The sequence below is a fragment of the Agrobacterium pusense genome, assembly GCF_013285525.1.
Taxonomy (GTDB): domain Bacteria; phylum Pseudomonadota; class Alphaproteobacteria; order Rhizobiales; family Rhizobiaceae; genus Agrobacterium; species Agrobacterium pusense.
On the sequence record NZ_CP053856.1, the window covers coordinates 1,990,618 to 2,001,990 of the forward strand.

An 11,373-nucleotide genomic window follows, 5' to 3' on the forward strand; every position below is an offset into this window, starting at 1 on the left:
GCCCTTTTTAATCTGTCCCAAATGTCGCACCCTGCCCGTGCCTGTTGCTCTTCCGGCTCCACGGAGCGATAAGAGCCGGAGGGCCACGAGAGGCGGATTATGACCGGCGAAACCATTACCCTTTATGAAGCGATCGGTGGCGATGCGACCGTCAGGGCGCTCACCCGGCGCTTCTATCAACTGATGGATACCCTGCCGGAAGCAGCCCGCTGCCGCGCCATCCACCCGGCCGATCTTTCAGGCAGCGAAGCGAAGTTCTACGATTACCTGACCGGATATCTTGGCGGACCGCCGGTCTACGTCGAGAAGCACGGCCACCCGATGCTGCGCCGCCGCCATTTCGTCGCCCCCATCGGCCCTGCCGAGCGGGATGAATGGCTGCTCTGCTTCCGCCGCGCCATGGAGGAGACGATCGAAAATCCGAAGCTGCGCGAGATCATATGGCCCCCGATCGAGAGGCTCGCCTTTCACATGCAGAACCGGGAGGCGGACAGCCAATGACCACGCAGAACGCGACCATAGCGACCGTGCCCGGGGCCAGATTACGGGCCTTCATTCTGTTGCTGGGCAGCCTGCTGGGTGCTGCCGGCGTCATGCTTGCCGCCGCTGCCACCCATACCGGCGAAACCTATATGCTCGGTAATGCCTCCGCCATGGCGCTGGCGCATGCGCCGGTTCTTATCGCGCTCCATATCGGTGCGGATCGCATCAGGACCGCCATTCCGGCGGGCTTGATCCTCGGTCTCGGCACGGCGATCTTCGCCGGCGATCTCGTTATCAGGCATTTTTCCGGCCATAGCCTGTTTCCATACGCTGCGCCGCTGGGCGGCATCGGCATGATCGCGGGTTGGCTGGTGTTGTGCGCGGGAGCGTTTTTGAAGCCTAAAGGCTGATTGTTTTAGGGCATCTGCATCGTGACCCGGAGTGCGAGCGGAGCTCCCTCACACCTGGCGCCATCTTGCCCTCTCGGCAAGGATTTAACGCTAACCACGCGTCCAGCGAAACGGCAGAATGTTGCGGCCTTTTTCAGCCGCCACACCTGTTTGAAAGGCCGTCGTTTCACCCGGCTGGCGGGCGCTGATGAGGAAAGGTCACCACATTGCCGCCGCTTCCGGCAACGCGGCTGCGTCTTTCGCGTTCGCCGATGATGTCATAAAATTCCGTCGTGGCCGGATCGCTCGCCTGTTCGGCCATCTTGTGCAGTTCCACACCACACGGTCTGTCCGCCGTGCGGTGCTCGTCGGGAAAATTATTGCGCTCGTCGCTCATCGCTGGGGCTCCGTTCATTCATCGTCTGAAGCGCCCGCTCCAGACTGGATTTGCTGCCATTGCGCAGCGGAATGAACGTCTTGCCGAATTTCTTGCAACCGGACTTCACCCGCAGACACGCATCGTGGCTGATACAGTCGATCGGGCAGAAAACGCAGTCGACGGAAGGAAGCACGGTATCGATGCGCGAAACCGCCTCACGCAGGCCGCCATCGTGGTGGATCAGTTCGGCGCCGAAATTGCTGGCGATCTGGCGAAGATGGGCAACCTGACAGTCACGGCCGCCGACATAAAGAAAGCTTTTCGGACCGGAAAGCTGCTGTTCGGCCACGTCCCGCTCGGTCTGGGGAGCGCCTTTGCCCTGCTTACCGCCACGTTCGGCCTTCTTCTTTTCCTTGCGTGCCATTCCCTCACCTGCCGGTTGGTTTTTGATACCCCGATATCGGGCCCCGACGTTCGGGATGCCGGCACCATAATAAAGATGAGTTTTGGAGTAAAGTATAAAGGTGATAAATTTCCTCATGTTTTTATGCGGAGGGCTTATCACATAATCGCGAGAAGCAGGCCGATCAGCCGTTTATCCGCAACCCGCCCATGAAAAGCTGTTCCAGATGGCGGGCCGCGTCTTCGAAACGTCCCTCGCCGCCATTCTTGTCGCCCAGAACCGCCCGCACCTGTACATCGAAATCGGCATAGTGCTGGGTGGTCGACCAGATCGAGAAAATGAGGTGGTAAGGGTCACATTTGGCCATCCGCCCGGCCTTCACCCAGGCGCGGATCACCTCGGCCTTCTCATCCACCAGCTGTTTCAACGGGCCCTTCAGTTCATCCTCGATATGCGGCGCGCCCTGCAGTATTTCGTTCGCAAACAGCCGGCTTTCGCGCGGGAAATCGCGCGACATTTCCAGCTTGCGACGAATATAGGAGCGGATCTCGCTTTCAGGATTACCCTCGGCATCGAAAGCGCGCAGCGGGTCGAGCCACGTGTCCAGCACCCGCTCGATCAGCGCACGATGCATCGCCTCCTTGGTGCGGAAGTAATAAAGCACATTCGGCTTTGACATGCCGGCCGCTTCCGCAATCTGGTCGATGGTGGAGCCGCGGAACCCATTCGTGGAAAAAACACTGAGCGCGGCTTCAAGAATCGCTTCCTGCTTTTCCTCCTGAATGCGGGTCCGCTTCTGTGTTTTCGCTGCGCGCGGTATGGCCATTCTCAGCTCTCTGTTTCTTTTCAATGCAATTGCCGCTACAGTATGCTTAAAAAATAATCGACGTTCATAGCTTAGGCAAAATTACTGCGTTTCGTCACAAATTCCCTTGCTGACGCCATCGCGAATTTGCAATGTTTACCAGCCGGTCAATTTATCCATCATCGCCGCCACAAGGCAATGGCTGTTATCTTAACCGGCAAAAAAGGGAACGGCACAAGCTTTGCTTTGATAAAAACAAAACAGGTGAGGACGACACTTCATGACGGCGGGTAAGAACTTGACGGTCAATGGCGACCGTCTGTGGGATAGTCTGATGGATATGGCGAAGATTGGCCCCGGCATTGCCGGCGGCAATAATCGCCGCACGTTGACGGATGAGGATGCGGAAGGCCGCCGCCTTTTTCAGCGCTGGTGCGAAGCGGCAGGCCTGACGATGGGCGTCGACCGCATGGGCACCATGTTCGCCACCCGCGCCGGCGAGGACCCGGACGCGCTCCCCGTTTATATCGGCAGCCATCTCGATACCCAGCCGACCGGCGGCAAATATGACGGCGTGCTTGGCGTGCTGGCCGGTCTGGAAGTCGTGCGCAGCCTGAACGACCTCAATATCCGCACGAAACACCCCATTGTCGTCACCAACTGGTCGAACGAGGAAGGCGCCCGCTTTGCGCCTGCCATGCTGGCGTCGGGGGTCTTCGCCGGCATTCACGATCTCGATTACGCCTATAGCCGCACGGATACCGACGGCAAGACCTATGGCGAGGAGCTGAAACGCATCGGCTGGCTGGGTGAGGAAGAGGTCGGCGCGCGCAAGATGCATGCCTATTTCGAATATCACATCGAACAGGGCCCCATTCTGGAGGCCGAAAACAAGCAGATCGGCGTCGTCACCCATTGCCAGGGCCTGTGGTGGCAGGAAGTGACGCTGACCGGCAAGGAAGCCCATACCGGCTCCACCCCGATGGCGATGCGCGTTAATGCCGGCCTCGCCGCCGCCCGCATCCTCGAAAAAGTGCAGGAAGTGGCGATGGCCCACCAGCCGGGCGCGGTGGCTGGCGTCGGCCAGATGATCTTCACGCCCAATTCCCGCAACGTGCTGCCCGGCAAAGTGGTCTTCACCATCGACCTCAGAACGCCGTCGCAGGCAAAACTCGACAGCATGCGCGCCATCTTCGAACGCGAGGTGCCCGCCATCGCCGAAGAACTCGGCGTCGGCTGCTCGATCGAAGCCATCGGCCATTTCGACCCCGTCACCTTCGATCCCGTACTGGTCGGGCGCGTACGCGCCGCCGCCGAACGACTGGGCTACAGCCACATGGACATCATCTCCGGCGCCGGCCATGACGCCTGCTGGACAGCACGGGTCGCCCCCTCCACCATGATCTTCTGCCCCTGCGTGGACGGGCTTTCCCACAACGAGGCGGAGGAAATTTCACCCGAATGGGCAAAAGCCGGCTGCGACGTGCTGCTGCATGCCGTGCTGGAGACTGCGGAGATCGTGGAATGACCGCCACCATCATCAAGAACGGCACCATCGTCACCGCCGACCTCACCTACAAGGCCGATGTGAAGATCGAGGGCGGCAGGATCACCGAGATCGGCCCTGATATCACCGGCGGCACCGTGCTGGATGCCACCGGATGTTACGTGATGCCCGGCGGCATCGATCCGCATGTGCATCTGGAAATGCCCTTCATGGGCACCTATTCCGCCGATGATTTCGAGAGCGGCACGCGGGCGGCGCTTTCCGGCGGCACGACGATGGTGGTGGATTTCTGCCTGCCGGAGCCGGGGCAGTCGCTTCTCGATGCCCTGCAACGCTGGGACAACAAGGCGACGCGCGCCAATTGCGATTACTCCTTCCACATGGCCGTCACCTGGTGGGGCGAGCAGGTCTTCGACGAGATGAAGACGGTGGTTCAGGAAAAGGGCATCAACTCCTTCAAGCACTTCATGGCCTATAAAGGCGCGCTGATGGTGAATGACGACGAGATGTTCGCCTCCTTCTCGCGCTGCGCGGAGCTCGGCGCCATTCCCTTCGTGCATGCGGAAAACGGCGATATCGTCGCGCAGATGCAGGAAAAACTGATGGCGGAAGGCAATGTCGGGCCGGAGGCGCACGCCTATTCCCGCCCGCCCTCCGTCGAAGGCGAGGCCACCAACCGCGCCATCATCATCGCCGATATGGCCGGTGCGCCGCTTTACGTCGTCCACACCTCCTGCGAACAGGCGCATGAAGCCATCCGCCGCGCCCGGCAAAACGGCATGCGGGTCTATGGCGAGCCGCTGATCCAGCACCTGATCCTCGACGAAGGCGAATATGCCAATCCCGACTGGGATCACGCCGCCCGCCGGGTGATGTCACCGCCCTTCCGCAACCGTCAGCATCAGGACAGCCTCTGGGCGGGTCTCGCCTCCGGCTCGCTGCAATGTGTGGCGACCGACCATTGCGCCTTCACCACAGATCAGAAACGTTTCGGCCTCGGTGATTTCCGCAAGATACCGAACGGCACGGGCGGGCTGGAAGATCGCATGCCGCTGCTCTGGACCCACGGCGTGGCGACCGGCCGGCTGACGATGAATGAATTTGTCGCCGTCACTTCCACCAACATCGCCAAGATCCTCAACATCTATCCGAGAAAAGGCGCGATGCTCGTTGGCAGCGACGCCGATATCGTCGTCTGGGACCCGGCGCTCACAAAGACCATCAGCGCCGCGAGCCAACAATCGGCCATCGATTACAACGTGTTCGAAGGACACCGAGTAAAAGGCCTGCCGCGTTACACGCTCTCGCGCGGGCTGGTGAGCGTTGAGGAAGGCACCATCGAGACACAGGCCGGCCACGGCCAGTTCATCGCCCGCGATCCCTATCCGGCCGTCAGCCAGGCGCTTTCCACCTGGAAGGAGCTCGTATCGCCACGCAAGGTGGAACGCACGGGCATTCCGGCATCGGGCGTGTGATCATGAGCGAGCCGAAACGCGAAATCCTCATCGCCGCCGCCATCCTGCTCAACGAGAAGCGGCAGATGCTCGTGGTGCGCAAGCGCGGCACCACGCAGTTCATGCAGCCGGGCGGCAAGATCGATCCGGGCGAAACGCCGGAACAGGCGCTTCGCCGCGAGCTGGCCGAGGAAATCGGCCTGACGCTGCCCGAAAATGCCGCGCGTTATGAGGGCGTCTTTCGCGAGGAAGCCGCCAATGAGCCGGGCGCTGATGTCGTCGCCCATGCCTTTACCGCCAGGCTTCATTCCGAGGTCACCCCGCAGGCGGAAATCGAGGAAGTCCGCTGGCTCGATCTCGACCGCACCCCCGGCGTCACCATCGCCAGACTGACGGAAACCCAGATGCTGCCGCTGGCGCGCGCCGCACTTACGGAAAGTGAAACCAAGCCGCGATGAACCAGGCCTCTTCCTATTCCGTCGTTTCCGCCAGAAAACTGGGCCTCACTTTCGAAACGGGGGACGGCCCGGTTCACGCGCTGTCCAATGTCGATCTCGACGTGAAAAAGGGCGACTTCGTCTCCTTCATCGGCCCTTCCGGCTGCGGCAAGACGACCTTTCTGCGGGTCATCGCCGATCTCGAAAAACACACGTCGGGTGAGATCACCGTCAACGGCACCACGCCGGAAAATGCCCGCAAGGACCGGTCCTACGGCTACGTCTTTCAGGCCGCCGCGCTCTATCCATGGCGCAGCATCGAAAAGAACATCGCCCTGCCGCTCGAAATCATGGGTTACAGCAAGGCCGAGCAGCGCGAGCGCATCGACCGCACCATGGACCTCGTCAACCTCAACGGCTTCGGCAAGAAATACCCCTGGCAGCTTTCCGGCGGCATGCAGCAGCGCGCCTCCATCGCCCGTGCGCTCGCCTTCGATGCCGACCTGCTTTTGATGGACGAGCCCTTCGGCGCGCTGGACGAGATCGTTCGCGATCATCTGAACGAACAGCTGCTGAAACTCTGGGATACGACCGGCAAGACCATCTGCTTCGTCACCCATTCCATTCCGGAAGCCGTTTATCTCTCGACCAAGATCGTCGTGATGTCGCCGCGGCCGGGCCGGGTGACCGATGTGATCGAATCCAGTTTGCCTCGGGAAAGGCCGCTGGAAATTCGCGAGACGCCCGAGTTTCTGGCGATTGCGCATCGGGTGCGTGAGGGGTTGAAGGCGGGGCATGGCTATGAGGGGTGAGGTCAGCGCCAGCATTACCCCCCTCTGCCCTGCCGGGCATCTCCCCCTCAAGGGGGGAGATCGGCAAGAGGCGCGACCACCGCTTCATTCGCAAACGTTGAGACGGGCGAGACCCCACCACGAGTCGATCTCCCCCCTTGAGGGGGAGATGTCCGGCAGGACAGAGGGGGGTAAGCTCCACCCACAAGTTAGAGGTAAGCCCCACCTTCAACGCGCAAATAAACCTCACCCACTGAGGGCCAACCCATGACCCTCCTCCGCCACCGCGTCCTCCCCATCCTCACCGTCCTCCTCGCCATCCTCGTCCTATGGCACCTCGCCGTCATCTACCTCAACATGCCCTTCGCGCGCGACCAGGCCACCCGCGCTGGCCAGTCACCGGGCTTCCTCGAACTCCTGCCGCAAACCTTCGCGCAGGAGCGCCCGGTCCTCCCCGCCCCGCATCAGATCATCGCGGAACTCTGGGATACCACCGTCAACAAGGCCGTCACCTCCAAGCGCAGCCTCGTCTACCACGCCGGCGTCACGCTTTCGGCCACGCTGCTCGGTTTCGTCATCGGGGCGGTGCTGGGAATCCTGCTGGCGGTCGCGATCATCCATAACCGCGCCATGGACCGCTCCGTCATGCCGTGGATCATTGCCAGCCAGACGATCCCCATTCTCGCCATCGCGCCGATGATCATCGTTGTCCTGAACTCCATCGGCATTTCCGGACTGCTGCCGAAGGCGCTGATCTCGACCTATCTCTCTTTCTTCCCCATCGTTGTCGGCATGGTGAAGGGCTTAAGAAGCCCCGAAACCCTGCAGCTTGACCTGATGCACACCTATAATGCCTCACCAGCGCAGATCTTCTGGAAGCTGCGCTGGCCCGCCGCCCTGCCCTATCTCTTCACATCGCTGAAGATCGCGATTGCAATTGCGCTTGTCGGCGCCATCGTCGGTGAATTGCCGACGGGCGCTGTTGCGGGTCTCGGCGCGAGACTGCTCTCCGGTTCCTATTATGGCCAGACGGTGCAGATATGGGCGGCGCTGTTCATGGCAGCCGGCGTGGCGGCGCTGCTGGTATCGATCATCGGCATCGCCCATGCCGCTGTCCTCAAGCGAATGGGAGCACGGCCATGACCAACCCCGGCTGGTTTATCGGCGCTATCCTTTTCTGGCTTGCGGCCTGGGCCTTCAACGAATGGCTGGTACGCCATGCCTTTATTTCCCAGACCGCGAAACGCATAAGCCGCCTCGCCGTGCCGCTGCTGTTCGGCCTTGCCATTCTGGTTCTCTGGGAAGGGGTGGTCCGCGGATTTTCCGTGCCGCCCATCCTGCTGCCGGCGCCGAGCGCCATTCTCGCCCGCCTTTTCGGCTCGCTGCCGATCCTCTGGGCGGATTTCCGCCAGACCTTCATCAAATCCGTACTGACGGGTTATGTCCTTGGCTGCGGCCTCGGGTTCCTCGTCGCCATCCTCATCGACCGCTCGCCTTTCCTGCAACGCGGTCTTCTGCCCATCGGCAATTTCGTCTCCGCCCTTCCGGTCGTCGGCGTGGCACCCATCATGGTCATGTGGTTCGGTTTCGACTGGCAGTCGAAAGTCGCCGTCGTCGTCATCATGACCTTCTTCCCGATGCTGGTGAACACGGTGCAGGGGCTTGCTGCCGCCAGCCACATGGAGCGCGACCTGATGCGCACCTATGCTGCCGGCTGGTGGCCGACGCTGATAAAGCTGCGCCTGCCCGCCGCCTGGCCCTTCATCTTCAACGCGCTGAAGATCAACTCCACGCTCGCCCTGATCGGCGCCATCGTCGCGGAATTCTTCGGCACGCCCATCGTCGGCATGGGGTTCCGCATCTCGGCAGAGATGGGCCGCAGCAATGTCGATATGGTCTGGGCCGAAATCGCGGTCGCAGCGCTCGCGGGCTCAGGTTTTTACGGTCTTGTGGCGCTCGCCGAGCGGGCCGTCACCTTCTGGCATCCGTCCGTCCGTGGGGGACGAACGTAAATAACGAAAAAGGGAACAGCGATGAAAATGAAACTTGCATCCATGCTTCTTGCCGGGGCGTCACTGCTGACCGCATTTAGCGCTCAGGCCGCCGACAAGATCACCCTGCAGCTGAAATGGGTCACCCAGGCGCAGTTCGCCGGATATTACGTCGCCAAGGACAAGGGCTTTTATGAAGCCGAGGGCCTCGATGTCGACATAAAGCCCGGCGGCCCGGATATTGCGCCCGCGCAGGTTCTGGCCGGCGGCGGGGCCGACGTCATCGTCGACTGGATGCCGTCTGCGCTTGCCACGCGTGAAAAGGGCGTGCCGCTGGTCAATATCGCCCAGCCATTCAAATCGTCGGGCATGATGCTGACCTGCCTGAAAGAAACCGGCATCAAGAAGCCTGATGATTTCAAGGGCAAGACGCTGGGCGTCTGGTTCTTCGGCAATGAATATCCGTTCCTGTCGTGGATGGCGCACCTGAAAATTCCGACCACTGGCGGCGCCGATGGCGTTACCGTGCTGAAACAGGGCTTCAACGTCGATCCGCTTTTGCAGAAACAGGCCGCCTGCATTTCCACTATGACCTATAATGAATATGGACAGGTCCTCGATGCCGGCATCAAGCCTGATGACCTCGTCACCTTCAAATATGAAGACGAAGGCGTGGCGACGCTGGAAGACGGGCTCTACGTTCTAGAAGACAAGCTGAAGGACGCCAAGTTCAAGGAGGACATGGTCAAATTCGTCCGTGCCTCCATGAAGGGCTGGAAATGGGCCGAGGAAAACCCTGACGAGGCCGCCGATATCGTTCTCGAAAACGACGCCTCCGGCGCGCAGACCGAAAAGCACCAGAAGCGCATGATGGGCGAAGTGGCAAAGCTGACGGCCGGCTCGAAGGGCGCTCTCGACAAGGCGGATTACGAGCGAACAGTAAAGACCCTGCTCGGCGGCGGCTCCGACCCCGTTATCACCAAGGAGCCCTCGGGCGCATATACGACCGAAATTACCGACGCTGCGTTGAAGTAGGCGCGGGCGGGAAGATAGGATCGCGCGGCGTTGACCGCGCGATTTTCTTGAATGACAACCTCTCTTCCGTCATCCTCAGGCTTGACCCGAGGATCTACCGACGTTTCGATTGCGGCGATGTGCCTGGATCCGCGTCAAGCCCGAGAATGACGGCGTATTAGGCGCTCTCAGAATTCCAGGCCGCGTCACGCAGTGGTAACCCATCAAATCAATTACAACACCTCGGCCTATACAAAAATGTATATCAACCCTCGTGGCTATGCGGATTGATTTGCACGACAACAAGAATTACAGTCCCGCCCACAAGACTGCCAAATTTGATCTTGTAGAAAAAGCACAGGGCAAAGGTGCTTGAGATTCGCGTTGAGGGGCGTTCGAATCGGGAGGATCGAAAAGGGAGTATTGTGATCCCTTGTTTCACATTCGCCATCGCATGACCTTTTAAGATACGGGCCGCAGCCTGCAGGACATGTGAGCGGATATTGCGCGAGCCAAGACATATGCAGCATAAAGTCACGTTTAACCGCATTCTTTTCCTTCTTCTTCTGTCCGCAACGGCGCTTCCCCTTCCAGCAGCCGCGGAGGGAGAGGCACAGGCGCCGGTGAAACAGCAGAACGTGCCCTCGATCATCGTCGCGCATGTCGCAAAGCGCGACCTCGTGGACCGTGTTATTGCGACAGGCACAATCCGCCCGGTGGACGAAATCTACGTCCAGCCCCTGGTCGACGGCCTGTCGATCGACACGTTGAACGCCGATATCGGCGACCGGGTGGCGGCGAATGCGGTTCTGGCCGTCCTGTCCTCCGACAGCCTCGTCCTGCAAAAGAGCCAGCTCGAAGCCAACAAGGCCAAGGCCGAAGCTTCCGTCACCCAGTCCAAGGCGCAGGTGCTGGAGGCGCAGGCCAATCTGGCCGACGCCCTTCGCCAGCGCGACCGCGCCGCCAAGCTCAGCCAAACCGGTTCAGGCTCCATTTCCGAAACGGAAAAGACGGAAGCCCTCGCGCAGGTGGCGCAGGCTCGCCTCGATGCGGCCAAGCAGGCCGTTTCCGCCGGCGAAGCCGACATCAAGGTGGTTGACGCGCAGATCGCCGATATCGATCTCAAGCTCACGCGCACCGGCGTGAAAACCCCGGTCGCCGGCATCGTTTCAGCCAAGAACGCCAAGGTGGGCGCGATTGCCAGCGGCGCCGGAAACCCGCTTTTCACCGTCATCAAGGACGGCGCCATCGAACTTGTTGCCGATCTTTCCGAAACCGACATTCAAAACGTGAAAGTCGGCCAGAAAGCCTATTTGACGGTTGCTGGCGGAAGAGCGAAAATAGAAGGCAAGGTGCGCCTCGTTTCGCCGACCGTCGATCCGACGACGCGCCTCGGTTCCGTGCATGTGGTGCTGCCGGAAAACAGCCCGGCGCGATCGGGCATGTATGCCAGCGCAGAGATCGTGATCGAGGAGACGAACGCGCTCGCCTTGCCGCTCTCGGCTGTCACTTCCGGGCGTGAAGGCTCGACCACCCGCAAGGTGGAGGGCGACGTCGTCAAGCAGGTGAAGATCGAGACCGGCATAGAAGACGGTGGATTCATCGAGATCGTCAGCGGCCTTGCCGCTGGAGACAAGGTTGTCGAGAAAGCTGGAGCATTCGTGCGTGATGGTGACCGGATAAGACCGGTGGAAGCCCAGACGGCTGCGTCCAACTGACT

General features: G+C 60.8%; 12 protein-coding genes and 1 pseudogene. 10 read left to right on the top strand and 3 right to left on the bottom strand.

What is annotated here, in order from left to right; translation table 11 throughout:
• Positions 1 to 99 precede the first annotated feature (99 nt).
• Positions 100 to 501, top strand: a complete 402-nt coding sequence (locus tag HQN82_RS09805) for a group II truncated hemoglobin (RefSeq protein WP_037091753.1) — start codon at positions 100 to 102, stop codon at positions 499 to 501.
• Positions 498 to 893, top strand: a complete 396-nt coding sequence (locus HQN82_RS09810) for a DUF423 domain-containing protein (protein WP_004443245.1) — start codon at positions 498 to 500, stop codon at positions 891 to 893. Before HQN82_RS09805 ends, HQN82_RS09810 begins: the two co-directional genes overlap by 4 nt.
• Positions 894 to 1,059: 166 nt before the next feature.
• Here HQN82_RS09810 and HQN82_RS09815 read toward each other — a convergent pair whose 3' ends face one another.
• The 3 genes and pseudogenes from HQN82_RS09815 to rutR all read right to left on the bottom strand — a co-directional run bounded on the left by HQN82_RS09815 (position 1,060) and on the right by rutR (position 2,480).
• Positions 1,060 to 1,269, bottom strand: coding sequence for a hypothetical protein (locus HQN82_RS09815; protein WP_427832738.1), 210 nt, complete (start codon positions 1,267 to 1,269; stop codon positions 1,060 to 1,062).
• Positions 1,250 to 1,573: pseudogene (locus HQN82_RS09820) on the bottom strand (DUF2325 domain-containing protein); the annotation flags it as partial. The pseudogene HQN82_RS09820 and the gene HQN82_RS09815, both read right to left, overlap by 20 nt.
• A gap of 265 nt (positions 1,574 to 1,838) precedes the next feature.
• Entirely contained in the window at positions 1,839 to 2,480 is a 642-nt protein-coding gene (gene rutR, locus HQN82_RS09825; RefSeq protein ID WP_004443251.1) for an HTH-type transcriptional regulator RutR, read from the bottom strand.
• Positions 2,481 to 2,739: 259 nt separating this feature from the next.
• Between rutR and HQN82_RS09830 the strand changes: the two genes are divergently transcribed.
• From HQN82_RS09830 to HQN82_RS09865, 8 genes are all read left to right on the top strand, one after another.
• Positions 2,740 to 3,987: a Zn-dependent hydrolase gene (locus HQN82_RS09830; RefSeq protein ID WP_112766878.1), complete on the top strand. Its 1,248-nt coding sequence runs from the start codon at positions 2,740 to 2,742 to the stop codon at positions 3,985 to 3,987.
• Entirely contained in the window at positions 3,984 to 5,441 is a 1,458-nt protein-coding gene (hydA, locus tag HQN82_RS09835) for a dihydropyrimidinase (RefSeq protein ID WP_112766877.1), read from the top strand. Before HQN82_RS09830 ends, hydA begins: the two co-directional genes overlap by 4 nt.
• Positions 5,442 to 5,443: 2 nt before the next feature.
• The gene (locus HQN82_RS09840; protein ID WP_045532166.1) at positions 5,444 to 5,878 is read left to right on the top strand and encodes an NUDIX hydrolase; all 435 of its coding nucleotides are present in this window, start codon (positions 5,444 to 5,446) and stop codon (positions 5,876 to 5,878) included.
• Positions 5,875 to 6,669 (top strand): ABC transporter ATP-binding protein, encoded by a 795-nt coding sequence (locus tag HQN82_RS09845; RefSeq protein ID WP_037091764.1) that lies wholly within the window; start codon positions 5,875 to 5,877, stop codon positions 6,667 to 6,669. The genes HQN82_RS09840 and HQN82_RS09845 overlap by 4 nt, the downstream gene beginning before the upstream one ends.
• A 246-nt stretch (positions 6,670 to 6,915) precedes the next feature.
• A complete protein-coding gene (locus tag HQN82_RS09850) occupies positions 6,916 to 7,791 on the top strand; it encodes an ABC transporter permease (RefSeq protein WP_112766876.1) in 876 nt (291 codons plus the stop codon).
• On the top strand, positions 7,788 to 8,660 hold the full coding sequence (locus tag HQN82_RS09855; protein WP_173614839.1) for an ABC transporter permease: 873 nt from the start codon (positions 7,788 to 7,790) through the stop codon (positions 8,658 to 8,660). Before HQN82_RS09850 ends, HQN82_RS09855 begins: the two co-directional genes overlap by 4 nt.
• 21 nt (positions 8,661 to 8,681) lie before the next feature.
• Positions 8,682 to 9,674, top strand: coding sequence for an ABC transporter substrate-binding protein (locus HQN82_RS09860; protein ID WP_004443268.1), 993 nt, complete (start codon positions 8,682 to 8,684; stop codon positions 9,672 to 9,674).
• A 500-nt stretch (positions 9,675 to 10,174) separates the two neighbouring features.
• Entirely contained in the window at positions 10,175 to 11,371 is a 1,197-nt protein-coding gene (locus tag HQN82_RS09865; RefSeq protein WP_006699561.1) for an efflux RND transporter periplasmic adaptor subunit, read from the top strand.
• Positions 11,372 to 11,373 lie beyond the last annotated feature (2 nt).

Bases quoted from the DNA above. Each gene is read 5' to 3' on its own strand.
- HQN82_RS09840 (WP_045532166.1), top strand. From the start codon at position 5,444: ATGAGCGAGCCGAAACGCGAAATCCTCATCGCCGCCGCCATCCTGCTC.
- rutR (WP_004443251.1), bottom strand. From the start codon at position 2,480: ATGGCCATACCGCGCGCAGCGAAAACACAGAAGCGGACCCGCATTCAG.
- hydA (WP_112766877.1), top strand. From the start codon at position 3,984: ATGACCGCCACCATCATCAAGAACGGCACCATCGTCACCGCCGACCTC.
- HQN82_RS09850 (WP_112766876.1), top strand. From the start codon at position 6,916: ATGACCCTCCTCCGCCACCGCGTCCTCCCCATCCTCACCGTCCTCCTC.
- HQN82_RS09805 (WP_037091753.1), top strand. From the start codon at position 100: ATGACCGGCGAAACCATTACCCTTTATGAAGCGATCGGTGGCGATGCG.
- HQN82_RS09815 (WP_427832738.1), bottom strand. From the start codon at position 1,269: ATGAGCGACGAGCGCAATAATTTTCCCGACGAGCACCGCACGGCGGAC.
- HQN82_RS09810 (WP_004443245.1), top strand. From the start codon at position 498: ATGACCACGCAGAACGCGACCATAGCGACCGTGCCCGGGGCCAGATTA.
- HQN82_RS09830 (WP_112766878.1), top strand. From the start codon at position 2,740: ATGACGGCGGGTAAGAACTTGACGGTCAATGGCGACCGTCTGTGGGAT.
- HQN82_RS09865 (WP_006699561.1), top strand. From the start codon at position 10,175: ATGCAGCATAAAGTCACGTTTAACCGCATTCTTTTCCTTCTTCTTCTG.
- HQN82_RS09845 (WP_037091764.1), top strand. From the start codon at position 5,875: ATGAACCAGGCCTCTTCCTATTCCGTCGTTTCCGCCAGAAAACTGGGC.
- HQN82_RS09860 (WP_004443268.1), top strand. From the start codon at position 8,682: ATGAAAATGAAACTTGCATCCATGCTTCTTGCCGGGGCGTCACTGCTG.
- HQN82_RS09855 (WP_173614839.1), top strand. From the start codon at position 7,788: ATGACCAACCCCGGCTGGTTTATCGGCGCTATCCTTTTCTGGCTTGCG.